Source organism: Pantoea vagans (assembly GCF_004792415.1).
GTDB classification, from domain to species: domain Bacteria; phylum Pseudomonadota; class Gammaproteobacteria; order Enterobacterales; family Enterobacteriaceae; genus Pantoea; species Pantoea vagans.
In genome coordinates this window covers 3,125,562-3,149,111 of sequence record NZ_CP038853.1, presented here as the reverse complement: position 1 = coordinate 3,149,111, position 23,550 = coordinate 3,125,562, and the positions used below count along the sequence as shown (strand labels likewise).

Sequence of the window (23,550 nt, the reverse complement as noted above, 5' to 3'; positions counted from 1 at the left end):
GGAGGAATGACATGACCATTCATAAGAAAGGTTCGGCGCACTGGGAAGGCGATATTAAAGGCAAAGGCACCGTCAGCACCGAAAGCGGCGTGCTGAGCCAGCAGCCTTATGGCTTTAATACCCGTTTCGAAGGCGTCAAAGGCACCAACCCGGAAGAGCTGATTGGTGCAGCGCATGCGGCCTGTTTCTCCATGGCACTGTCGCTGATGCTGGGCAATGCGGGCCATAAGCCGGAAAGCATTGATACCACGGCTGACGTGTCGCTGGATAAAAAAGGCGACGGCTTTGCCATCACCAAAGTGGCGCTGACCAGCACCATCTCCCTGCCGGGCATTGATGAGTCGACCTTCGACGAAATCATCAACAAAGCCAAAGCGGGCTGCCCGGTTTCTCAGGTCCTGAACGCGGAAATTACGCTGGATTACACCCTGAACAACTGATGCCGGCAACGGGTCGCCTTTTAGTGGCCCGGACGTTATGCTATGCCTCCCGGTCCTGTTGCTGACCGGAACAGATGCGCCTTCTGGCGCATCTTCGCTTTCTGATTAGGGGAGACCGAGGTGACAAGATACCGGGCGGCCAAAAAGTACTGGAAGATGGTGCTGGTTCTGTTGTGCATTTGCGGCGCGCTGCTGCTGATACGCTGGGCTGCCATGATCTGGGCCTGAGCAGATGAAGTGGATAAGTCGCCACTCGCTGGGCATATTAGTGATGGTAATTATCGTACTGGAAGCGGTTCATTTTCTGCTTACCGCCTCGTGGCTGCCGTGGCGATAAACGCACTCACACAAAGGCATCCTCGCGCCGTTTAGTCCGCACGTCACTGCGCGCAATGCGATAAGCCTTACGCGGATCGCCCACCACAAACTCAAACGTTGGCGTGTAGTAAAATGGCAACCAGCCGCCATAGCTGCTCTCCCACTCCCATCGGACGGGGCAGGGCCACAGAATGCCATCATACAAAAGATAGTAAACCCAGCGTCCACCAGGACGACGGGGGCGTGATGTTTTCATGGGATTCACAACGGTAATGGGTAACAACAGCTTATATTTTGTACGCTAAAGCGCCAGCTTGCAATGTTGCAGCCCTGCTTTATTGAATCTGGTCCTGAATCAGCGATGGACCTCACCACAAAGCAGGACCACATTCGGTCTGACTTTATGAATACGGTTTGCCATCGTTTCACAGTCCACCTTCGTCGGATAGATGCGCTCCGAGACCGGCAGCGCTTCGCAGGCATCGTAGCCACACGCGCTCACTAACAACACAAATCCTATCAACATAGATCCTCTCCTTTACACGGTCTGGTGGTCCGGACTGTGGTGCTTTTTATCCCTTTTTAACATCCAGTATAGACAAACGTGACGGGGCGGCATTGTCAGTGTGAGCTATGACCTGCCGGGCAGCGGTCTGCGGCAGGATGAGGGCTGGGTAAGACGAGGGCGCAGGCGGAGAGTCAGCCAGCGAAATACCAGGCGGGCAGCAGCGCAATCAGGTTATTCAGGGTGTGCAGGAAGATGGGCAGCGCCAGACTGTTACTCCGCAGCCGCGCATAGCAGAGCAGCAGTGAAAACAGCGTCAGAGCGATAAGGGTCTGCCAGTGCACATACTGTGTATGCATCACCGCAAACAGCAGTGAGGTCAGCAGCATGCAGGCGAAACGACTGCGCGGCGCCCACAGCAGAAAACCCTGTAACAGGAAACCGCGGAACAACACCTCTTCAAATACCGGCGCCAGCAGTACGGCGGTCAGCAGCAGGATCAACAGCGAATTGCGTCCCTGCTGGGCCTGCATCACCAGCCAGCCTTCCGGCTGCATGAACTGCATCTGTGCCGCCATCAGCACAAACAGCGCGCCGGTAAACAGCAGAGTTTGCAGCGTATAGAGTTCACCCAGCGGCAAATCGGTGCGGCGCTGGCAGTAGAAGCGATAAAGCGGATAGATAACAGCAAATTCAAACAGGCAGAGTACGGGCACCAGCAGGCCGTCATTACGCAGCACGCTGTAATTAGGGAACAGCGTGATCAGCATGGTAACCAGGTAATAGACCACAAAGCTGCCGACGTAGAACAGCGTCAGGGTCACTCTGTCGGAATTGGTGTTCATAGGCGACTCAGCCAGCGAAGGTAAGCGCATAGTAGCAATGCACCCGATCGCTGTCGAGTGAGCCTGTTACACATTATTTAAGCGCAAAATGTTAGCCGCAGACTAAACACCAGAACACCCGGGCCGATAACTGATGAAACTAATCTGGTCAGCAACGCATGTTGTATTGCAGGCCTGTGATCTCAACCCCTGGCTGTGTAGTGAGCACTCTTAATGACTTTTAACCCTCCGGCGCCGCCGTCGCCGCCATTCAGACATGCCGCTGAAGATCGCACTGTCCGCTTTACGCGGCGCAGCCTGCGTACGCTTTCGCTGCTGCTGTGTGGTGTGCTGGTGCTCTCGATGCTGATGGTGCTGCTGATTGCACAGCGTCAGAACAGCGCATCGGTTGAGCATGACCGCATGCTGATGCAGCAGACGTGGCAAAATCGTCAGGAGGCGATGGTCACTGATATCCGGGATTATGCCTTCTGGGGAGAGGCCTGGCGCAATCTCCATGTCAGGGTGAACAAGGTCTGGGCGTTTGACGAAGAGAACTTCGGACCGGGTCTTTACGAAGAGTATCACTATGAAGGCGTGTTCGTGGTCGACGGCAAAGGTCGCACTACCTACAGCGTGATTAATGGGCAACTGGCGGATACGTCGCTGGAAGCGTGGCTGGGTAACGAGACACCGGTGCTTATTGCGGCAGCGCGTCAGCTCAATAATAAAGCGATGACCCGCAATGCGCTGATTAACCATCTGCCCGCGATTGTGGTGGCTGCACCTATCAGCAGCGGTAAACTGCCGAACGTGCCGCCTATGGCCGGACCTGCGTCAATCATGGTGTTCGTGAATCTGTTCACACCCGCCAAATTACAGGCACTTGGCGCGACGCTGGATGTGCGCGAACTGCGTCTGCCCACCAGTCAGGAAGATGCCCTGCGTGAACCGCGAATGGTACTCCCGTTGCCAGGCAGCGAGCCGATTGTGCTGCGCTGGACGTCAAAAATGCCGGGCATGGGCCTGATCGGGTTGCTGCTGCCACTGCTGCTGATGACGGCGATCATCATCGGCATCATCACCCATCGCGTCAGCCGCCATGCGCTCTCCAATGCGATTCTCTCTGACCGCCGCTTTGCCATGCTGGCAATCAGTCAGCAGGAGCTTGCCAACAGTGAAGCGCGGTTTCGCGATCTCGCTGAGGCGGCGTCAGACTGGATTTGGGAAACGGATGAAGAGGGCCGTCTGATCTATCTGTCCGCGCGTTTTCATACCCTTACCGGCCACGACATCACACACTGGCTGGGACGTCACATCGATCACCTGCTGACTCATCCCAGTCATTCGCTGGTCGCCTGGCTGCTGCGGCAGGAGGCGGAAGAGCAACAGATGCCGCTGCGCTGTCAGTTTATGTCGGCTCAGGGGCACCGCCGCATCGGTCAGTTGGTGGCGAAAACCATCTGGCATGATGCGCGACGTATCGGGTTTCGCGGCACGGTATCGGACATTACCCAGGGCATGGAAGCAGAGGCACGCATTCAGTTTCTGTCGCGTCACGACGTTTTAACCGGTCTGTCGAACCGCGTGCAGCTGCTGGAGTTTCTGACGCTGCACCTTGCGCTGCCTGATGGCGCTGCGCCGCTGACGCTGATTACCCTCGATCTCGATCAGTTCCGGCCAATCAATGAAACCTGGGGTCATGCGGCGGGCGATGAGGTACTGAGTCAGATAGCGCAGCGTCTGAAGCACTGTATCGGCCCGCAGGAGCTGGTGGCGCGGCTGAGCGGAGATGAATTTGTCCTGGTGTTGCGGGAAACGAACCGTGAGCGGATCGATCAGCGTTGTGCTCAGCTGGTGCACGAAGTTCAGCAGCCAGTCAGCACCGGCCAGCATGTCCACTATCTCACCATCAGCATGGGCATTGCCTGTGCGCCGCAGGATGCCAGCCATCCGGAGGCGCTGCTGCAGATGGCGGATATCGCACTGAATGAAGCACGCGATGCGGGACGTAATCAGTGGGTCTGGTACGCCAATGAAATGGCGAGCCAGCGCGAAGATAAGCGTGAAATGGCGCGGCGCATTGAGAAAGCGCTGACTAACAACGAATTCCGTCTGCACTATCAGCCCCGTTATCAGCTGCTGACCGGTCAGCTGGCCGGCGCTGAAGCGCTGATTCGCTGGCAGATTGCCCCGGATCAGTGGATTACGCCTGACCACTTTATTCCGCTGGCGGAAGAGAGCGGTCTGATCGCCACTATCAGCGACTGGGTTCTGATGCGCGCCTGCCAGGATGCGCTGGGCTGGGGCGGCGATCGCTATGTGTCAGTCAATATTTCGCCGATGGAGTTTCGCACCAGCGATCTTGTGCAACGGGTGGCAGATGCGCTGGCGAAAAGTGGTCTGCCAGCGACAAGGCTGGAGCTGGAGATCACGGAGAATGTCACCTTTGAACATCCGCAGCATGCGCTGGAGGTGATGCAGGGCTTACGGTCGCTGGGCGTAAGGTTAACCGTTGACGATTTCGGCACCGGCTATGCCGCGCTGGGCTACCTGAAGACCTTCCCGTTTAACGGTCTGAAAATTGATCGCTCCTGGATGAAAGATTTCCCGGAGTCGCAGCAGGCGCAATCGGTCGTAGCGGGCATTATTGCGCTGGCACGCGCTTTTGCGCTGACGATCACGGCGGAGGGAATTGAGACAGAAGCGCAGCTGAACCAGCTAAAACAGCTCTCGTGCGAAGAGGGGCAAGGCTACTTCCTCGGTCGGCCGATGCCGCTGGCTGCATTCAGTACGCTTCTGGAAAGAACAACGCAGAATCAGGCTGAGCCGGTTTAACGGACTTTGACCGCCACGGCGGTCATCAGCATTGCGCAGACAACAAAAATAATCAGTTCCATCATGACCTCCACAGGACTAAGAATAGTCTTAAGATAGTGTAGCGGCTCACTGTGCTTTTTTTAGGCAGTGAGTGCGATTAATCTTAAAAAATGCCCCTGTGTGATACCCGGAACCGCGCTCACTGTAACAACTTTACCTTTTCCGGCTTCTGGTCAGCAGGCACGCTTTGCTACTCTTGGGGCAGGTTTTACACGTCCAACAGGAGAACAAACGTGAAATTTTATGGAAAAGGGCTGCTGGTAGTGGGTCTGTTTGCATTAACCGCCTGTCAGTCTGCCAGTAAACCTGACACCGCCAGTGTGCCGCAGGATCCTGAAGCCGATCGCTGCGGTGCCTCTCAGTTTCAGAACTATGTCGGCAAACCGTTAACCGTGCTTCAGGGTCAACACTTTGAACAGCAGGTGCGTCCAATCCCCTATAATTCTGCGGTCACCATGGACTTCAACCTCAACCGGCTTAACTTCCTGGCCGACAAAAATGGCAATATCAGCTCAGTTTATTGTGGCTGACGGCCGGTCTGTCATAGGCTTGTCATAACGGCAGGCGAGGATAGCAGCGCGTTTAAGAAACTTCCTCGTCACACAATAAATAGTGCTCGTCTTGTTTATTCCCGCCCCGGCGGGAATTTTTTTAGCGCCTTCGGGCCGGAACAGGAGCGGAGAAGATGAAACGCATAATCGGGGTACTGCTGCCCACGTTGTTCCTCAGCAGCACGCTGGCACAGGCCTCCAGTGAAGAGGCCTGGCAGAAGAGCCGTCAGATCATGACGCAGGCATGTATTAACGCCAGCCACCTGAGCAAAGTAAAGGTACTGGGCGAGCCGATTGAGTATGACGACAGCACAGGTTACAGCGCACTGTTGCTGGAGGGGCGCTATCCCCAGCAGCATATGAAAAACAGGCGTGGACGGGAGCTCTGCCTGTTTCAGCGCAGCAGCGGACGGGCCAGCGTCAGCGAAGCGGATAAACTGCGCTGGGTGAAGTAAACCGCTGGTTCACACATCCGGCTGCGTGTCGATGAGCTGTGCCAGCAGGGTGCGATACCGCTGCAACTGCGCCTCATCGCCTTCGACTTCCAGTTTGTCGATCACCCGCGCAATCAGTGCTTTACTGGTCGCGGGTTCTCCCGCCTCCATAATTTCACGCAGAATAACCGCCAGCAGATCGGACTCTGGCGGTGTTCGCCAGTTCGGGCTGTTGAAATAGTCACTGATAGCGCGGCTGGCACTGTTCGTTTGCACTCTCATTTCCCTACCTCCGCTGAAACACTACCCCGGCCCTTACACAGGTGTAAGAGCATCTATGCATGTCATAAGCTGAACTGCCTCAGCGTAGCCGGATGGTCTGGACCGTTTTTTAGCGGAGGACGTCGCGCCAGGCAGAATGATCGCCACATCGCCACGACTGGCGATTTTTTAAACATAGAAGCGGCGTGAATCGTTGTCAGTAACAGAATGACATATTTTTTCATATTGATGAGGCATGGTTGAGGAAGAGGGTGCCAGGGCAGGCCGTCGGCCACGGCATTCACGCTGTAAACTGCTGGTCAGAGAAAATTTTCGCGGGTAATTGCGCTGAATCAAGAGGAATCCGGTCTTTTGCCGTTTGTGCCATGTTATGTCGGTCACGTTGAAAATCGTCGCGTTAAACTAAGTACTCACTCTCTTTGAATCATCTGCTCATGCCACGCACTATTGAACCCTGGAAGATAAACCTGATCTCGGTCTGGTTTGGCTGTTTTTTTACTGGCCTGGCCATCAGCCAGATTATCCCGTTTCTGCCGCTCTACCTTGAGCAGCTTGGCGTCACCGGAGGCGAGTCCCTGAGTCTCTGGTCGGGGCTCACCTTCAGTATCACCTTCGTAGTTTCGGCGGCGGTCGCCCCGTTATGGGGCAGTCTGGCCGATCGCAAAGGCCGTAAACTGATGCTGCTGCGTGCGGCGTTTGGTATGGGCGTGGTGATCCTGCTGCAGGCTTTTGTCACCGAAGCCTGGCAGTTGCTGCTGCTGCGCGCCCTGATGGGGCTGACCTCCGGCTATATCCCCAACGCGATGGCGCTGGTGGCGGCTCAGGTGCCGCGTGAACGCAGCGGCTGGGCGCTGAGCTGTGTCTCCACCGGACAGATTGGCGGTGTGATTCTGGGGCCGATGCTGGGTGGGCTGCTGGCTGACTGGGTCGGTTTGCGCACGGTATTTATCGTCACCGCGGCGCTGCTGATGGTCAGCTTTCTGGTGACGCTGTTCCTGATTAAAGAGACCGGTTACACCCCGGTGAGTAAAAAAGAGAAGCTCAGCGGACGCGAGGTTTTCCGCTCGCTGGACAACCCCAGGCTGATGCTCTGCCTGTTTTTCACCACCATGGTGATCCAGATGTGCAACGGTTCGGTGAACCCGATCCTGACGCTATTTGTGCGCGAGCTGGCGCCCACCGCAGAGAATATCGCGTTTCTCAGTGGCGTAATTGCGGCACTGCCCGGCGTCTCTGCACTGCTGGCCGCGCCACGTTTGGGACGACTCGGCGATCGCATCGGTACGCAGCGTATCCTGCTGGCAACGATGGTTATCTCGCTGCTGCTGTTTATCGCGATGTCTTTTGTCACCAGTGCCACGCAGCTGGGCGTCTTACGTTTTCTGCTGGGCTTCGCCGATGGCGCGATGATGCCTGCGGTGCAGACGCTGCTGGTGCGTCACTCGCGCGACAATATTACAGGCCGGATCTTCGGTTATAACCAGTCGTTTATGTATCTTGGCAATGTTGCTGGCCCATTACTGGGCGCAGCGGTCTCGGCGGTGGCAGGTTTCCGCTGGGTCTTTTGTGCCACCGCCGTTGTAGTGCTGATTAACGTGCTGTTTCTGAAACGCTTTTACCGGCGTCCGAAGACTGTGCTGCCCGCGTCGGCTGACAAATCGTCAGTTCAGCCTGCCAGCGCTGCTGAGTCAGCAAAAACTCAGGACTGACGCTGGGGCTCCAGGAGTCATCACCGCCGACGCCCATATGGAAGGCATCCAGGTGCAGCCAGCAGCCCGCTTCCGGACGCAGAAGGTGGCGGTGGGATGCTTCACGCAGTTGCTCCAGACTGAAGCGGCTCAGTGAGAAAGCAAAATCGCCGCTGACCTGCCAGCTGCCGCTGTCGAGCTGGTGGGTGCCGCCACGCAGACCATTCTCACCGGGGAAAACGTAGGGGGTTGAAAGCTGATCCAGCGGCAATTGCCAGCGTGAGAACTGCGCGGCCAGCTGGCGATCGGGATAGTTTTCATGCGGTCCCAGGCCGAGCCAGCTTACCTGCTGCGGTATCTGCGCCAGCTCGCAGCGCAATCCGATGCGTGCGGGTGGCGGTAATCCGCGTGACTGCTCAACGGAAAGCTGTAGCTGCAACTCCCCCTGCGCATTGATCAGATAACGCTTACGGCTGATAAAGGCGAGCTTGCCACTGGCGAGCCAGCTATGCAGCGTCTCAATCTGTACCGCCTGCGGCAACGCATGCGCGGCTATCGACACCAGCTGGCTGCTCATCTGGTCATATCCCGCCGCCTTCCAGCGCTCGACCCACGCATTGGGATCTACCCGTTCCGCTTCGCTGGTGCCGATGTCATTGTCCAGCGGCGCGCGAATAAAGCAGTCCTGAAGCGGCGAGAGCAGCGTCGGTGTCTCATTGACGAACCACTGCGTCAGTTCACCGCTGTGGCGTGAAAAATGCCAGCGTTGCTGCTGATGGGTGACGATAATCTCACTGGCGTCATCATGGAGGACGGGTGCTTCAGCTTTCTCCGGCAGCGGGGGTAACGCCAGCAGCGAAGGCAGCGCCCACTGATGCCAGGCGACACGCCAGCCAGCCTCGCTCCAGCGTGTCGGGTGAATCTGATGAACAGCAACATTAAGCCAGCATTCGCCCTGTAAGGCGGGCGGTGACGGCAGAGTGATCCGCTGCTGACCCTGTGGGCCGATATCCAGTAAAACTTCACCTTCCGTCACCACCTGGCCTTGCTGCTCAATGCGCCAGCGCAGCACTTCATTGTCACTGTGACGGAATAAGTAGTCGCTGCTGACCGTAACGCTCAGCGGGTCGCCGGGATCGACGGTGAACTGCCAGAACTGCTGGGCGCGCTGCGCCTCATACAGCGCCGGATGCGGCGTGCGATCGGCAAACACCAGCCCGTTCATACAGAACTGACGATCGTTGGGCTTATCGCCAAAATCGCCGCCGTAGGCCTGCCAGGGCTGGCCCTGCTCGTCATAGCGGGTCAGGCTCTGATCAACCCAGTCCCAGACGAAGCCGCCCTGCAGACGTGGAAACTGGCGGAATGCCTCCCAGTATTTAGCGAAGCCGCCAAAGCTGTTGCCCATCGCATGCGCGTACTCACACAGGATCAGCGGACGGGTTTCGCCCGGCAGACCGATCCACTTTTTCAGCGACCACTTCGGCACCGCCGGGAACGGCTGATCTTCATCGACCCTGGCGTACATCGGGCAGATGATATCGGTTGCGGCGGTGTCGGCACCACCGCCTTCATACTGCACCGGACGTGTAGGATCGCTGCTTTTCACCCAACGGTAGAGCGCATCGTGTGTCGCGCCATGTCCCGACTCATTGCCCAGCGACCAGATAATAATGCTGCAGTGATTACGATCGCGCTGCACCATACGCGTCACGCGTTCGCTAAAGGCAGCGAACCAGCGGGGATCGTCGGAGAGCCGGTTCATCGGCTGCATGCCGTGGGTTTCGATATTCGCTTCATCCACCACATAAAGCCCGTACTGGTCGCACAACCGATACCAGAGCGGATGATTAGGGTAGTGCGAGCAGCGCACCGCGTTGAAATTGTGCTGCTTCATCAGCTCAATGTCGCGGCGCATCGTTGCCTCATCCACCACCTGACCGCGCTCCGGATGGTGTTCGTGGCGGTTAGTGCCACGGATCAGCAGCGCTTTGCCGTTGAGACAGAGCACGCCGTTATCGATAGTGACCTGACGGAAGCCGACATCATACGCTTCCACCTCGATCAGCTGCTGATCCCCATCCAGCAGCGCCAGCGTGGCGCGATAGAGGTGTGGCGTTTCAGCGCTCCACAGGGCGGGCCGTTCCACCGGCAGGCTGAGGAGGGCGCGTTCAGGATAGTGGCCTCGCTCGTCAATAATGGCACTGCCCAGCGGCTGCTGACACTGCGCAACCGGCTGTTCACCCTGCCACAGCGTCAGGCGCAGCTGATAACCGGAGGTGACGTCAGGCGGCAAGGCAACGCGCACCTGGGCGCGCAGCTCAGCACGGTAATACTCCGGGCTGAGCCGGGTTTCCAGCTGCACGTCAGCCAGATGCACCTGCGGCTTATGCAGTAACGTGACATCGCGGAAAATGCCGCTCATCCGCCACATATCCTGGTCTTCCAGATAGCTGCCGTCGCTCCAGCGCAGCACCATCACCGCCAGCCGGTTTTTGCCCGGTCGCAGATAAGGGCTCAGGTCGAATTCGGCGGGCAGGCGGCTGTCCTGAGAGTAGCCAATCCACTGTCCGTTGCACCACAGATGAAAGGCTGAATTAACGCCGTCAAAGATGATGCGTGTCTGCCCGGAAGTGAGCCAGGCGGCGTCCGTGCTGAATGTGAGCGAGTAACATCCTGTCGGGTTCTCTTTGGGTACAAACGGGGGATTGACCGGAATCGGATACTGCACGTTGGTGTAAATGGGCGCATCAAAGCCGTGCATCTGCCAGTTTGCCGGGACCGGAATCGTGCTGGCATCCGGCAGATCCTGCAGTAACCAGCTGGCCGGGATCGCCTCAGGCTGCGCAAAGTAACTGAAACCCCACTCCCCATTCAGGCTCTGCAGTGACACCGAGGGCGTGTCATCACGCGCCGCCGCTTCGTCCCGCCAGCTGGCAAAAGGCGGGTGCGCATCCAGCCGATGCAGCGAGGTCACGACCGGATTTTCCCAGTCGCGCCGGGAGAGGATGTCACTGAAAGCAGCCTGTGAGAGAGTCATGGTTATATCCTGTAAATGTGATGCGCTCACAATGCGCAAAATTGTTCAGGCTGTAAAGCGTTCGCCATCCCGATTTGCACAAATAGTTTGCCCGGAAAGCGGGCCGCAATGTTGAGAATGTGGCGGCTTACTGACTGTAAAACGTTAAGTCTGGTCAGCAAAGATGAATAGCGGCCGGATGCGGAGGAATCTCACTTGTCGCCATGCGGGTGGCTTCATACACTCAGCCCGATTTCATCACCCTGAGGTAAATATGGTACGAATCGTTAAGCTGGCTGCCGTTGTGGCATTAGTGACTGCATTAAGTGGATGTCTTTTCCCGCCTCCTGGCGGCGGCGGTGGAGGAGGTGGTGGCTGGGGCGGACCTGGCGGCGGGCCGGGCCGTGGATTTGTCGATCCCCGCTAAGCCCTGCCTGTTGAATGCTGGCAGGCGAAACGTTTAACAGCGGTGATGTTTGCCCGCAAAACGTTTCGCCTGCAAAGTTAGCCGGAAATCGCCGTGAAAAGCGCAGCGGTGCAGGCTAACTCGCTGAAAAAAGGTGAGTTGCCCTCTGTTTTTTTAGCCAGCGTGGTGATAATTTCAGCTTTTCTTCACCGCTGAGACAACAGCATGAAAAACCTGATTGCTGAATTACTGGTTAAGCTGGCTGAAAAAGAGGCGACAGCGAAAGAGCAGGTAGCGCAGATAGAGGCGCTGGAAATTGTCGTAACCGCACTGGTTCGCAAGCTGGATCCGCAACAACAGCTGGAAATGACGACCACGATTGAAACCGCCATGGACAACGTGGCCGATACAGACAATGACGATGCGCGCCTGCTGCGCAATTACATCGAAAAACTGCTGCGGCATCCCCGCCAGTAACGCCGCCAGTCTCAGACTGGAATGGGATCTTCACGTCACTTTGACCTGAAACATTTTCCGCTTTGCTTATTCGCTGCCAGAATAACAGGGGACAATCCACTGTGGAGATAACAAGATGAAAGTCGGTTTAATGGCGATGATGATGGCGGGCCTGCTGGTCAGTGGTATGGCGGGTGCGGCGGAAAAAACGCCGCAGCAGGAGAAAATGACGATGTGTAACCAGCACGCCAAATCTCAGGATCTCAAAGGGGATGCACGTAAAACCTTTATGAGTGAATGCCTGAAAAAAGACAGCAAACTGTCGCACATGTCGCCGCAGCAGATGAAAATGAAAAGCTGTAACGGCGAAGCTGGCGATAAAAAGCTGGCGGGCGATGCGCGTAAGACTTTTATGAGCCAGTGCCTGAAAAAAAGCTGATCATTCCCCACGGCCACGCAGGTGGCCGCTTCTCCTTTCCGCGCAACAGTGATTCAGTTCCGTTTAACGCTGATTAAATTACCTTCCACAACAAAACCTTAACCTTCTGACAAACATTCCTCATCAGGCTTCCCGGTTCCTTTGCCACACTTACTGTTTGTGGGGATTTGCGCAGGCTTTGTTTTACCGCGCAGCACCAGACCCGAAACAGCGAAAGGAGCCATGCCGTGAACTATCAATTTACCGCCGACCTGAAGGATCTGCCGCAGCGACAGCCGGTTAAGAAAACGCTGGGTGAGGTAGAGGTGTTACTGATTCGCGACGGGGACAACGTACGCGCGTATCAGGCGAAATGTCCGCACGCGGGCGCGCCGCTGGAGCAGGGCGCGATTTGTGGCGACCGGCTGGTCTGCCCGTGGCACAAAGCCGCGTTTCATATCGCCGACGGCAAAATGTGTGAACCGCTGGCCTTGGCCGATCTTAAGCAATATCCGCTGCGCATCGAAGAGGGCCGGGTGCTGGTAAACCCAAAAGCGATGTCTCCCGCCGTACCCATTGGCAGCGGAGCAGACGCACCGGTTTATGTAGTGCTGGGTGGTGGCGCGGCGGGCAGCGCAGCGCTGTGGCGTCTGCGTCATGACGGCTTCAAAGGCCGCCTGATTCTGGTTGAGCGGGAAGCGGACGCGCCTTACGACCGCACTGCGCTGACCAAATTTGTGCCGTCGGGCAAAATGGACATCAGCGAGGTGCCACAGCTGCTGAAAGCGGATGTGATGGATCACGTTGAACGCGTGCAGGCTACCGTGAGTCGCCTTGATACGCAGCAGCAACGGCTGATCTTCGACGATGGCGAAACGCTTGCCTTCGACAAACTGCTGATCGCCAGCGGTGCGAAGCCTGTCCGCCCCGATTTGCCAGGCAGCGATCTTGAAGGAGTTTATTTGCTGCGCAGCAAAGCGCAGACCGATGAGCTGCTTCAGGCGGTGGATGCCAGCCATAAAATCGTGATTATCGGCAACAGTTTTATCGGCACCGAGCTGGCGTCGGCACTGCGTAATCGTGACATCGACGTCACGGTGATTGCCCGTCAGGCGCTGCCTTTTGCAAAACGGTTTGGCGATCAGATTGGCCGCTATTTCTACCAGTTGCATGAGCAAAACGGCGTGAAGTGGGTGCAGGGCGAGATTGAAGCCATACAGGGCGACCAGCAGGTGAGTGGCGTGCAGCTTAAGGGCGGACGGCAGCTGGACGCGAACGTTGTGCTGTTTGCTACCGGCGTTAAACCGGCTACCGACTTTATCCACGATCTGCCGCTGGCAGAGGATGGCAGTCTGCAGGCAGACGAGCATTTACGGGTCGCTGACACTATCTGGGTGGCGGGTGATATCGCCACGTATCCGTCGGCACAGGGTGCGCTGCGCATTGAGCACTATCGCGTCGCCCATCAGCAGGGGCAGACCGCCGCATGGAATATGCTGGATCAGAACGTCGCCTTTGATCGTGTGCCGTTCTTCTGGACCACGCAGTATGGCACCCGTTATGAGTATGTTGGCCACGCGGCAGAATGGGATAATTTCGAGCTGATCGGCTCGCTGGAGGACAAAAAGTTTATGGCGTTTTATGGTCAGCAGGGGCAACTGGCGGCGATCTGCTCATGCGGCATGTATACGCTGACCGCAGAGCTGGTGGAGCGGATGCAGCAACCGATGTCGCTTGCCGACGCGGTAGCGCTCGGTCAGGCGCACATCAGTTAAGCTGCGGACAAGGCGGGCCGCGAGCCGGTCCGCCCTGCGCAATGCCTGAACGCCTAGCTGCGGCTCAGTTTTTCGGACTTCGCCATGCACTGCTGCATTGCTTCAATCACCGCCGAGCGCATCCCTTTCTCTTCCAGCACCTTCACGGCTTCAATGGTGGTGCCGCCAGGCGAGCAGACCATATCTTTAAGTTCAGCCGGATGTTTGCCGCTGGTCAGCACCATCTCCGCCGCCCCTTTTACCGCCTGTGCAGCAAACTGATAGGCCTGGGCGCGCGGCATGCCGCCCAGTACGGCCGCATCCGCCATCGCCTCGATAAACATAAAGACGTAGGCCGGCGCAGAACCGCTGACGCCGACCACGGAGTGAATCAGATATTCATCCACCACGGCCGCTTTGCCGAAGCTCTCAAAAATCGCAACGACCTCGTCGATCTCCGCCTGCTCAACCAGCACATTGGGCGTGACCGAGGTCATGCCTTCGCTGACCAGCGAGGGCGTATTCGGCATCGCCCGGACGATTTTACGATCGTAGCCCAGCACCGATGAAAGCGAATCCAGCGTCACGCCCGCCGCAATCGACACCACCAGCGCCTCTTTTTTCAGGCTGCCGGCCAGCTCTTTTAATACTTTCAGGATCACATTGGGTTTTACCGCGCCGAACAGGATGTCCACTTCGCGCGCCAGCGCATCCGCGCTCTCAGCTGCGTTGATGCCATACTGCTCTGCCATCGCCTGGTTGGTCTCTGCTTTGCGATCGTAAACGAAGATATCAGACGGGGCGATTTTGCCGCTGTTGACCAGTCCGCCGATAATGGCTTTCGCCATGTTTCCCCCGCCGATAAACCCGATTTTTTTTGCCAGCATCGCCATCTCCTTAGGACATTATTCGGTTTTCTCAGTGGGCTAGCTTACTTCAGCCAGCCCGAATAACAAGTCAGCCGGGTGCGGGCTGGAAAGCGTGCAGCAAATAAAATTTGCCATTCCGGGAGAACCCGGCAAGATCTCAGGCTTCTCTGACTGTAAGGAATCATGATGTTTATCTGGGTCGATGCCGATGCCTGTCCGAATGTGATCAAAGAGGTGCTCTACCGTGCGGCGGATCGTACCTCCACCACGGTCACTTTTGTGGCAAACCAGTTTCTGCGTGTGCCGCCATCGCCTTATCTGCGCACCCTGCAGGTGCCAGCCGGATTTGATGTGGCGGACAATGAGATTGTCAGGCGTTGTCAGCCCGGCGATCTGGTGATCACCGCCGATATTCCGCTGGCGGCTGAGGTGATTGAGAAGGGGGCGGCAGCGCTGAATCCGCGCGGTGAACGTTACTCACCGGCGACAATACGTGAACGTCTGACGATGCGGGATTTTATGGATACTCTGCGGTCAAGCGGCGTGCAGACCGGCGGCCCCGCGACGATGAGTCCGCGTGACCGCCAGCAGTTTGCGAATGAGCTGGATAGCTGGCTCACTCAGCAGAAACGCTGAATTTAAACGAAGCTGTCGTCATCGTCGAAATCACCGCCGCCAAAATCGTTCAGATCGCTGTTGTCTGCATAATTACTGTCCCAGCCTGCGTTCTGATCGAGGAAGGCGTTATCGTTACCGCCGTTAAAGGCATCGGCGTTGTCATCGCCGCCGTTAAAGGTGTTGAGATTATCATTCACCTCCGGCAGCGGCGGCTCATTGATGATGTTCACAATCTCTTCCGGCTGTGAATGGTGGAACATGCTGGTCAGCATATCGGCCATCACCACACCCCCTGCCACGCCCACCGCTGTTTGCAGTGCGCCGCCAAGAAAACCGGTGCCGCGTGGCGCTGCTGCCTGAGCAGGGGCATACTGCTGCTGTGCCGGTTGTTGCGGCGCACTGTTCCACGGCGATGGCTGCTGTTGCTGCTGAACGGGCTGCTGCTGGCGCGAACCGCTGCCAAACAGTCCCGACAGAAAGCCGCCGCTGCTCTGTGCGGGTTGCTGTTGCTGTTGCTGTTGCTGCTGCAACTGTGCAACCTGGCTTTCCAGCGCTGACACTTTCTCATTGAGTTTTTTCAGCGCCGCTTCCTGAATCAGGATCGCCTGCGCCATGTAGTAAGGTGCGCCCGGCTGCGCCTGAAGATGCTGGTTAATCAGTTGTTCGGCTGCGGCATCGCGTGCCGCGGTCTGGCTTTCAGCCTGTTTCAGACGGCTGAACAGCCCTTCAATCAGTTGTTGTTCTTCGCGTTGCATGATGACTCTCCTGTGGCAATGGTTATCAGTATATGGGGGCGCCGGTAAGAAAAGTAAAATCGCGGCGGTAAGCAAATATTGCCAGCGCATTCCGGACGCTGTTTTGCGCGTTTTTTATCGTCCTGTTAGTGTCCTGATGCACAAAACGTGCATGCTTTTCCCGTTGAAAACACAAAGATTATCGCTGTTCAGGTAACGAAAATGCGTAAATCATGCCTGACAGGTGGAGGCCATAATAATTTCCAGTTATCATGCGTCGCATTATTAAGCTAACCATGCAGCCGCATCGCGCGGTCAGGCGGAGGAACGGCCCTGATGTCACTACCCATCTTTTTGATTGGCGCTCGCGGTTGCGGCAAAACCACAGTCGGCGAAGCGTTGTCGCAGGCGCTGGGCTACGCCTTTACGGATACCGATCATCATCTGCAACTCAGCACGCAGCGCAGCGTGGCCGAGATTGTTGCGGCAGAAGGCTGGGAAGGTTTTCGCGCCCGTGAAACGGAATCGCTTAAAGCGGTGACGGCACCCGGGACCGTGATTGCCACCGGTGGCGGGATGATTCTGGCTGAAGAGAATTGCCGTTTCATGCAGGAGCAGGGCCAGGTGATCTGGCTCAGCGCGTCGCCCGAAGTGCTGGCAGAACGACTGGAAAGCGAACCTGAAGCGGCTCAGCGTCCGACGCTGACCGGACGTCCGATTGCCGATGAGATGAGTGATGTGCTGCGTGAGCGCGCGCATCTCTATCAGTCCGCAGCCCATCATCAGGTGAATGCCATGCAATCGCCTGAGTGCGTAGTGGAGGAGATTTTGCTTTCCCTCTCTCTGGCGCGCGCCAGCTAACCCTCAGATTTTTCCCGCTTTGATCCCGCTTCGGATGGCATTGTCTATACTGATCCTATGACAGGCAACAGCCTGTCCTGTGGAATGTTATTCAGACAAGAGGGACACACTATGCCGACCAGACCACCATACCCACGTGAAGCGAAAGTTGTGCCTGTTGAAAAGGGTCCTGAGGGAAACAAAGTAACCTCCTACGAATTGCGTGCTGATCATCCCAAACCGAATTCATTAATCAGTGAGCACGAAACGGAAGAAGAAGCGCGTGACGCCAAAGAGCGTTACGAAGATGTCGAGAAAGAGTAAAGCTTTGCTGCTGGCAGGGACGCCAGCCTGTCATGTCTGATAATCCTGTCTTTTTCAGCGCAACGCTGTTCCAGTACAACGCCTCTTTGCACTCATAGCGACCTGATTACTAAAGAAGCAAAATTTACGCAGATTTCCTGTCGTAGGCTTTCTGTTCATGCGTCTGTTCTGCACTCTCTTCACGTCGCCATATAAAGCCCCGCTAATCATTTCTGTCACATTATTTTCTCTGCTGCCGATAACGGTGAGTGTTGAATTGTCGCTTGACCGATTCAGTGTCACGTTTTACTTTCGTCAAACCAACAGAGGAACTTAGTTCCATATAGTGGAACACGTTACATGACCACACTTGAAAATGCGGCTGCCGTACTCCAATTGTTTCAGCACAAAGGTGTAACGCAGGGGCATGTCGGTCTCTCATTCAGTGAGGTGGTTGAGGCGCTGACGCTGCCGAAGAGCACCGTTTCACGTCTGCTGGCCACGATGGAAAGTCAGGGGCTGCTGGAGCGGGATGCGGACACGCGCGGTTATCATATTGGTCGCGTGTTGCTGGCCGCCGCCGGTCATTATCTCTCGGCACCGCTGGTCGATAGCGTTTCAGCGGCGATGGTCCGGCTGGCTGCGAAGACCGGCTGCATGGGATACGTGTCGAAGCTCGATGGACGGGAAGTATTAGTAATGCGCATGTTTCATGGGCGTCACTTTACGCAGATGGTCACACCGCCCGGCAGCCGAATGCCTGCCGCCGCGACGTCAACCGGCCGGGCGCTGTTAGCGCAACTCAGTGACGAAGAGGTCATAGCGCGCTTCCATGATCACTGGCAGGCTGGCCCGGCGAACTCGCCGCAAAGTCCCGAGGCGCTCTGTGCCAGACTGGCTGAAATCCGCCAGCACGGCTGGTCACTGGCCCGCAATGAATCGCTGCCAGGCATCAGCTCGCTGTCGGTCATTGTTCATAACAAACATCATGGCGAAACGGTGGCACTCTGCCTGTCGTTTCTGTCACAGGAGAGTGAACCGGGTTTCCCGCCAGCGCTCCTTGAAGCATTACGTGCAACGGCCACAGAGATGACCGACAAATATGGCGCGTAACTTCACCACGATTTTATCGGCGTAATACTTTCGCCACACCAGGGAAAACCAGGGCCTTCGGGCCTTTTTCTTTCATTCTGATCGCTACGTTGTCCGCAGCAACCCGGTTGCCTGTGTTCGTCTCCCCCTGTCTCCTGTATCGGTTCAGCATCCGGGGTGACGACCATCTGCAATGGCTGTTGCTATGCGGCGCGCATCAGAGCAGTGAACCAGAAAACCGGCGTAAACCTGACATCAGGCGGGCGGACGTTATTTCATTTTTTCTCAACAAGGACTGGCGGGGACATATGGAACGGGTAAATCCAATCAGACACGTTGGCGTGGCACTGGTTTTAATTTTTCTTTCCATCGCGGGTGCCATTATCGGCATTCAGCTGATTACGACGATTGGCGTAACGCCTAACACCTCCATTATCGGGGCGCTGTTTGCCATGCTGCTGGCGCGTATTCCGCTGCAGGCCTTTCGCCGTTATCGTTCGATTGAAATCCAGAACCTGGCGCAGACCGCCATCTCTTCAGCGACCTTCGGGGCCGCTAACAGTCTGCTGATGCCGATTGCCGTGCCCTGGGCGCTGGGTGAGCCTCAGCTGGTGCTGCCGCTGTTCTGTGGCGTCAGCGCCGCGATGCTGCTCGATGCCTGGCTGCTCTATCGGCTGTTTGATACCCGCGTCTTTCCGGCCAGTAATGCATGGCCGCCAGGCGTTGCGGCAGCAGAAGCGATTAAAGCGGGGGATAAAGGCGGACGCCAGGCGTGGCTGCTGGTGGCGGGCATTGCCGGTGGCGTTGTCGGCGCCATGCTGAAGATTCCGATGTCCGCTTTTGGCACCGCGTTTATTGGCAATATCTGGGCGCTGTCGATGCTCGGCATCGGTTTTCTGCTGCGCGCCTACGCGCAGCCGGTGGCCGGTATTGATATCAATGCGCTCTATATTCCGCATGGGGTCATGGTCGGTGCCGGTCTGGTGGCGCTGATTCAGGTGGTGATGGTCATCCGCAGCCGTAAAAATGATGCGCTGACGGTGAGCCGCAACGGTAATGAGGTGCAGCGGGCGCTGGGTTTCGGCAGCGTGGGGTATATCGTGATTTCGGCGCTGCTGGCCCTGGCGGGTGGCCTGTGGAGTGAGATGGGCATCGCGATGCTGCTGCTGTTTGTTCTCTATGCCGCGTTTGCCGCTTTCGCCCATGAACTGATTGTCGGCATTGCCGCCATGCACTCCGGCTGGTTCCCGGCCTTTGCCGTGGCGCTGATTACGCTGATTATCGGCATTCTGATCGGCTTTCCACCGCTGGCGCTCTGCCTGCTGTGCGGCTTTACGGTCGCTACCGGCCCGGCGTTTGCTGACATGGGTTACGACCTGAAGGCGGGCTTTATCCTGCGCGGTAACGGGGCCGATCTGCAGCAGGAGTTGTGGGGACGTCGTATTCAGCTGATCGCGGCCATGATCGCCTTTGTGGTGTCGATTCCCCTTGTCTGGTACGCGCACACTCTTTTCTTTACAGACAATCTGCTGCCGCCGGTGGCGCGGGTGTATGCCAAAACCATTCAGGCGGGTGCTGAACCCGGTATCGCCGGAAACCTGCTGATGTGGGCTATTCCGGGTGCCCTTATCCAGCTGATCGGCGGGCCGAAACGCCAGCTGGGCGTGCTGCTCGCCACCGGTTTATTAATTAATAACGCGATGGCGGGCTGGGCGGTAGTGGTGGGGATCGCCTTACGCATTGTGATCATTCGCATCTGGGGCGAACGCGGCCGGTCGCCCATGGAGGTCATGGCGGCAGGCTTCATTGCCGGTGATGCTCTCTATAGCTTCTTTCATTCGCTGTTTGCCAGCAGTAGCAAAAAATAAAGGATAAAACATGAGCTTGCAGCAGACCCTGACGGTTTTTGAGTTACTGGATAGTGCCCACATTGACGGGCAGCAGGTCGTGGATCTGTTTACCTCTTATCCTGACATTATGGCCCGCTTTACCCGCGTCACTGGCCCCAAAGGTAGTACTGATTTTGTGCGCATTGATATCCCGGGTACGCAGGGTAAATCAGGCGGCGGCACGGCACCGACGCTGGGCATCATCGGTCGCCTGGGTGGCATTGGTGCCCGTCCTGGGCGTATCGGCATGGTATCCGATGCGGATGGCGCGATAGCAGCGATCGCCAGCGCGCTTAAACTGGCGCAGATGCAGAGCAAAGGCGACAGGCTCGCCGGCGACGTAATCATCACTACCCATATCTGTCCCGATGCACCGACACGGCCGCATCAGCCGGTCGATTTTATGGATTCTCCGATTGATGATGTCACCATGAATGATAACGAAGTGGTGGCGGACGTGGATGCGATTCTGTCGATCGATACCACCAAAGGTAACCGCATTATCAATCACAAAGGATTTGCCCTGTCGCCGACGGTGAAAGAGGGCTATATCCTGCGGGTTTCGGAAGATCTGCTGCGCATTATGGAGATGACCAGCGGCCGTCCGGCGGTGACCTTTCCCATCACTACGCAGGATATTACCCCTTACGGTAACGGTGTTTATCACCTCAACAGCATCCTGCAACCCTCGACAGCCACCGATGTGCCGGTGGTCGGTGTGGCGATCACTGCCGAGTCGGTGGTGCCGGGCTGCGGAACCGGGGCCAGTCATGAGGTGGACATTGCGGCAGCGGCGAAGTTTGCTATTGAGGTGGCGAAGGAGTTTGGTCGTGGAACCTGTCATTTCTATGACGCTGAAGAGTATGCGCGGCTGATTACGCTCTATGGCAGCCTGGCGCATCTGCGCCACCGGAATCACTAAGATGGCGAAATCACTGGCGACCCTGACAATCGGGCAGTCACCACGCAGCGATATTCTGCCGTTGCTGCGTCAGCATCTGCCGGATGCGGTGACCGATCATGCCGGTCTGCTGGATGGACTCAGCACTGCTGAGATTGCCGACCACTTCGCGCCAGCCGCGGGCGACAGGGTTCTGGTGTCACGGTTACAGAGTGGCGAACAGGTGCGGCTGTCGGCGTCGAAAGTGGAGCAGGGGTTACAGCATAAAATCAGCGCGCTGGAACTGATGGGGTATGACACCATTCTGTTGCTATGCACCGGTGAATTCAGCCAGCTCGTTACCCAGCGTGCGCTGCTGCTGGAGCCGGATCGCATCATTCCTCCGCTTATCCGCGCCATGGTGCAGCAGCAACGGGTCGCGATTGTGGTGCCGGTTGAGGAGCAGATTGTTGAACAGGCCGGCAAGTGGCAGCCACTGCCCGCGCAGCCCTGTTTTGCGGTCGCCAGCCCCTATCAGGGCGATGAGGCAACCTTCGCCGATGCCGCAAACCGCCTGAAAGCCCAGGGCGCAGAGCTGGTGGTGCTTGACTGCATGGGCTATCACCAGCAGCATCGGGCATGGTTACAGCAGCGGCTGGACGTGCCGGTTCTGCTCTCTAATCAGCTGGTAGCCCGACTGGCGGCGGAGCTGCTGCCCTGACGCAGGCGATCACAAACCGCCATCATTTCGCGTGACAGATCAGCGGGTTCCCTTCTACACTGCCTGACACACAACATGTGCTCTGGAGAACTATTATGCTCAACGTAAGTGAGTATTTTGACGGAAAAGTTAAATCTATCGGTTTTGACAGTGCGAGCACCGGCCGTGCCAGCGTGGGCGTGATGGCTGAAGGTGAATACACATTTGGTACCGGCCAGCCGGAAGAGATGACCGTGGTCAGCGGCTCGCTTAAGGTGCTGCTGCCAGGTGAGACCGAGTGGAAATGGTTTGAAGCGGGTTCGGTGTTTAACGTGCCGGGCCACAGCGAATTTCATCTGCAGGTTGGCGAGCCAAGTTCTTATCTCTGCCGTTACCTGAAAGATAAAGATTAAAAAAAAGGGCCGCCAAGCGGCCCTTGAAGTTGCTGATAAAGTTTGCCCTGGCCAGCTGTGAGATCGAGCCTGCGAAGGGAAGACGGTCAGATCGGAAAGTCGCTTAAACCATCCATGGCCGCTCGGCCCGCGCCGTCCATGGCGCGGGACGCTTTCCTCCTCTGCCCGCTTTCCCTGCGCTTTTAGCGAATGTGTGGTTGCGAGATCAACTGTGATTGGGTTTGTCAGCATTCTGAAATGGCCGCTAAGCGGCCATTTTTTTGGGCAAACAATGTCTGTCCGGGTGATTCTGATTAACGCTGGGCTTCGCCGCCTAACGCTTCCACCAGATTGCTGGTCAGTGCCGCCAGTTCGCTGGTCATCAGAATAAAGTCGGCATCAAAGCGCTGGGCAAAATCTTCGCGATCGATATCGTCGTTCTGGTCGCGCAGCGTGTCGCTGAACTTCAGACGCTTTACCGAACCGTCATCCGCCAGCACGAACTGAATGCGCTCCTGCCAGTCGAGTGCCAGTTTGGTCACTACCTTACCGGCTTCGATATGGTTGGCGATCTCGTCACACACCAGATCCTGTTTCTTACAGCGGATGACGCCGCCATCTTCCAGCAGCGCTTTCAGCTCCGCTTCATCCATCAGCGCAAACCCGGCTGGCAGGTCGCCTGAACGTACCCATTGGGTCAGCGTCAGCTCAATCGGGTTTTCCAGCGTCAGCGGCACCACCGGCAGTGAACCCAGGCTTTTGCGCAGCAGCGCCAGGGTATCTTCCGCTTTTTTCGCGCTGGCACAGTCAACCATAATCAGGTTATTGACCGTGTCGATCCACAGATAAGTCTGGCTGAAACGGCTGAAGGCGCGCGGCAGCAGGCTGTGCAGCACTTCATCTTTCAGCGAATCTTTTTCGGTCTTTTTGAGCTTGCGGCTCTGCTCAGATTCCAGCTTGTCGATTTTCGCTTCCAGCGCCTGTTTCACGACCGGCGACGGCAGGATTTTCTCCTCTTTGCGGGCACAAATCACAATCTGGCCTTTGTTCTCATGGGTCAGCGCATCGCTGCGGTTACCCATCGGCGGGACCCAGCCGGTCTTGCTCATATCCTGACTGCCACACGGTGAAAACGTGAAGGCGTCGAGCTGTTTTTCCATCTCATCTGCGGACAACGGAATGTCACGATTCAGACGATAAACCATCATATTTTTAAACCACAACATCGGGATTCCTTACCGGGGCGCGATCGGGCGCA

The 23,550-nt window shown here is 56.9% G+C and carries 26 protein-coding genes; 18 read left to right on the top strand and 8 right to left on the bottom strand.

Annotated features, from left to right (window positions below):
* The first annotated feature begins 11 nt into the window (after nucleotides 1-11).
* Nucleotides 12-440 (top strand): OsmC family protein, encoded by a 429-nt coding sequence (locus EGO56_RS14940; protein ID WP_033731705.1) that lies wholly within the window; start codon nucleotides 12-14, stop codon nucleotides 438-440.
* 120 nt (nucleotides 441-560) lie between these two features.
* Entirely contained in the window at nucleotides 561-668 is a 108-nt protein-coding gene (gene yniD, locus EGO56_RS22525) for a small membrane protein YniD (protein WP_022625163.1), read from the top strand.
* Between the two features lie 115 nt (nucleotides 669-783).
* Here yniD and EGO56_RS14935 read toward each other — a convergent pair whose 3' ends face one another.
* The 3 genes from EGO56_RS14935 to EGO56_RS14930 all read right to left on the bottom strand — a co-directional run bounded on the left by EGO56_RS14935 (nucleotide 784) and on the right by EGO56_RS14930 (nucleotide 2,108).
* Nucleotides 784-1,014, bottom strand: a complete 231-nt coding sequence (locus EGO56_RS14935) for a hypothetical protein (RefSeq protein ID WP_033731707.1) — start codon at nucleotides 1,012-1,014, stop codon at nucleotides 784-786.
* A 99-nt stretch (nucleotides 1,015-1,113) separates the two neighbouring features.
* Nucleotides 1,114-1,284 (bottom strand): hypothetical protein, encoded by a 171-nt coding sequence (locus EGO56_RS22340; RefSeq protein ID WP_003850083.1) that lies wholly within the window; start codon nucleotides 1,282-1,284, stop codon nucleotides 1,114-1,116.
* 173 nt (nucleotides 1,285-1,457) lie between these two features.
* Entirely contained in the window at nucleotides 1,458-2,108 is a 651-nt protein-coding gene (locus EGO56_RS14930) for a CPBP family intramembrane glutamic endopeptidase (RefSeq protein WP_033732018.1), read from the bottom strand.
* 213 nt (nucleotides 2,109-2,321) lie between these two features.
* Between EGO56_RS14930 and EGO56_RS14925 the strand changes: the two genes are divergently transcribed.
* The 3 genes from EGO56_RS14925 to EGO56_RS14915 all read left to right on the top strand — a co-directional run bounded on the left by EGO56_RS14925 (nucleotide 2,322) and on the right by EGO56_RS14915 (nucleotide 5,973).
* Nucleotides 2,322-4,925, top strand: a complete 2,604-nt coding sequence (locus EGO56_RS14925) for a bifunctional diguanylate cyclase/phosphodiesterase (protein ID WP_135909946.1) — start codon at nucleotides 2,322-2,324, stop codon at nucleotides 4,923-4,925.
* Nucleotides 4,926-5,200: 275 nt separating this feature from the next.
* On the top strand, nucleotides 5,201-5,497 hold the full coding sequence (locus EGO56_RS14920) for an I78 family peptidase inhibitor (RefSeq protein WP_013356930.1): 297 nt from the start codon (nucleotides 5,201-5,203) through the stop codon (nucleotides 5,495-5,497).
* Between the two features lie 155 nt (nucleotides 5,498-5,652).
* Nucleotides 5,653-5,973, top strand: coding sequence for a hypothetical protein (locus EGO56_RS14915; protein WP_135909945.1), 321 nt, complete (start codon nucleotides 5,653-5,655; stop codon nucleotides 5,971-5,973).
* Nucleotides 5,974-5,982: 9 nt separating this feature from the next.
* On the opposite strand, the gene EGO56_RS14910 is transcribed toward EGO56_RS14915, so the two are convergent.
* Nucleotides 5,983-6,234 (bottom strand): biofilm development regulator YmgB/AriR family protein, encoded by a 252-nt coding sequence (locus tag EGO56_RS14910; protein ID WP_135909943.1) that lies wholly within the window; start codon nucleotides 6,232-6,234, stop codon nucleotides 5,983-5,985.
* A gap of 434 nt (nucleotides 6,235-6,668) precedes the next feature.
* On the opposite strand from EGO56_RS14910, the gene EGO56_RS14905 reads away from it, so the two are divergent.
* Nucleotides 6,669-7,943, top strand: a complete 1,275-nt coding sequence (locus EGO56_RS14905; RefSeq protein ID WP_135909941.1) for a multidrug efflux MFS transporter — start codon at nucleotides 6,669-6,671, stop codon at nucleotides 7,941-7,943.
* On the opposite strand, the gene EGO56_RS14900 is transcribed toward EGO56_RS14905, so the two are convergent.
* A complete protein-coding gene (locus tag EGO56_RS14900; protein ID WP_135909939.1) occupies nucleotides 7,825-10,962 on the bottom strand; it encodes a beta-galactosidase in 3,138 nt (1,045 codons plus the stop codon). The genes EGO56_RS14905 and EGO56_RS14900 overlap by 119 nt on opposite strands.
* Before the next feature lie 253 nt (nucleotides 10,963-11,215).
* Here EGO56_RS14900 and EGO56_RS22335 point away from each other — a divergent pair, with 253 nt between their 5' ends.
* The 4 genes from EGO56_RS22335 (at nucleotide 11,216) to EGO56_RS14885 (ending at nucleotide 13,996) form a co-directional block, all read left to right on the top strand.
* On the top strand, nucleotides 11,216-11,368 hold the full coding sequence (locus EGO56_RS22335) for a hypothetical protein (RefSeq protein ID WP_167493437.1): 153 nt from the start codon (nucleotides 11,216-11,218) through the stop codon (nucleotides 11,366-11,368).
* 204 nt (nucleotides 11,369-11,572) lie between these two features.
* Nucleotides 11,573-11,824 carry an anti-adapter protein IraP gene (gene iraP, locus EGO56_RS14895; RefSeq protein WP_135909938.1) on the top strand — a complete coding sequence of 84 codons (252 nt, stop codon included), beginning with the start codon at nucleotides 11,573-11,575 and terminating at the stop codon, nucleotides 11,822-11,824.
* Nucleotides 11,825-11,939: 115 nt separating this feature from the next.
* Nucleotides 11,940-12,242, top strand: a complete 303-nt coding sequence (locus EGO56_RS14890) for a PsiF family protein (RefSeq protein ID WP_135909936.1) — start codon at nucleotides 11,940-11,942, stop codon at nucleotides 12,240-12,242.
* Nucleotides 12,243-12,469: 227 nt separating this feature from the next.
* Nucleotides 12,470-13,996: an FAD-dependent oxidoreductase gene (locus EGO56_RS14885; protein ID WP_135909934.1), complete on the top strand. Its 1,527-nt coding sequence runs from the start codon at nucleotides 12,470-12,472 to the stop codon at nucleotides 13,994-13,996.
* Nucleotides 13,997-14,049: 53 nt separating this feature from the next.
* On the opposite strand, the gene proC is transcribed toward EGO56_RS14885, so the two are convergent.
* Complete coding sequence (proC, locus tag EGO56_RS14880) at nucleotides 14,050-14,862, bottom strand: pyrroline-5-carboxylate reductase (protein WP_013356940.1); 813 nt, start codon at nucleotides 14,860-14,862, stop codon at nucleotides 14,050-14,052.
* Nucleotides 14,863-15,030: 168 nt separating this feature from the next.
* On the opposite strand from proC, the gene EGO56_RS14875 reads away from it, so the two are divergent.
* Complete coding sequence (locus EGO56_RS14875; protein ID WP_033731716.1) at nucleotides 15,031-15,480, top strand: YaiI/YqxD family protein; 450 nt, start codon at nucleotides 15,031-15,033, stop codon at nucleotides 15,478-15,480.
* A 2-nt stretch (nucleotides 15,481-15,482) separates the two neighbouring features.
* Here the strand turns inward: EGO56_RS14875 and EGO56_RS14870 are convergent, their stop codons facing one another.
* The gene (locus EGO56_RS14870) at nucleotides 15,483-16,217 is read right to left on the bottom strand and encodes a DUF2076 domain-containing protein (RefSeq protein ID WP_135909932.1); all 735 of its coding nucleotides are present in this window, start codon (nucleotides 16,215-16,217) and stop codon (nucleotides 15,483-15,485) included.
* Between the two features lie 315 nt (nucleotides 16,218-16,532).
* Between EGO56_RS14870 and aroL the strand changes: the two genes are divergently transcribed.
* The 7 genes from aroL (at nucleotide 16,533) to ppnP (ending at nucleotide 22,313) form a co-directional block, all read left to right on the top strand.
* Nucleotides 16,533-17,057 (top strand): shikimate kinase AroL, encoded by a 525-nt coding sequence (gene aroL / locus EGO56_RS14865; protein WP_033732019.1) that lies wholly within the window; start codon nucleotides 16,533-16,535, stop codon nucleotides 17,055-17,057.
* 111 nt (nucleotides 17,058-17,168) lie between these two features.
* Nucleotides 17,169-17,360, top strand: coding sequence for a YaiA family protein (locus EGO56_RS14860; RefSeq protein WP_033731718.1), 192 nt, complete (start codon nucleotides 17,169-17,171; stop codon nucleotides 17,358-17,360).
* A gap of 339 nt (nucleotides 17,361-17,699) precedes the next feature.
* Complete coding sequence (locus tag EGO56_RS14855) at nucleotides 17,700-18,452, top strand: IclR family transcriptional regulator (protein WP_135909931.1); 753 nt, start codon at nucleotides 17,700-17,702, stop codon at nucleotides 18,450-18,452.
* Nucleotides 18,453-18,739: 287 nt separating this feature from the next.
* A complete protein-coding gene (locus tag EGO56_RS14850) occupies nucleotides 18,740-20,299 on the top strand; it encodes an OPT/YSL family transporter (RefSeq protein ID WP_135909929.1) in 1,560 nt (519 codons plus the stop codon).
* Between the two features lie 10 nt (nucleotides 20,300-20,309).
* Nucleotides 20,310-21,242 (top strand): DUF1177 domain-containing protein, encoded by a 933-nt coding sequence (locus EGO56_RS14845; RefSeq protein WP_135909927.1) that lies wholly within the window; start codon nucleotides 20,310-20,312, stop codon nucleotides 21,240-21,242.
* A gap of 1 nt (nucleotide 21,243) precedes the next feature.
* Complete coding sequence (locus EGO56_RS14840) at nucleotides 21,244-21,921, top strand: AroM family protein (protein ID WP_135909925.1); 678 nt, start codon at nucleotides 21,244-21,246, stop codon at nucleotides 21,919-21,921.
* Nucleotides 21,922-22,016: 95 nt separating this feature from the next.
* A complete protein-coding gene (gene ppnP / locus EGO56_RS14835; RefSeq protein ID WP_013356948.1) occupies nucleotides 22,017-22,313 on the top strand; it encodes a pyrimidine/purine nucleoside phosphorylase in 297 nt (98 codons plus the stop codon).
* Nucleotides 22,314-22,606: 293 nt separating this feature from the next.
* On the opposite strand, the gene rdgC is transcribed toward ppnP, so the two are convergent.
* On the bottom strand, nucleotides 22,607-23,518 hold the full coding sequence (gene rdgC / locus EGO56_RS14830; protein WP_033782014.1) for a recombination-associated protein RdgC: 912 nt from the start codon (nucleotides 23,516-23,518) through the stop codon (nucleotides 22,607-22,609).
* Between the last annotated feature and the right edge of the window lie 32 nt (nucleotides 23,519-23,550).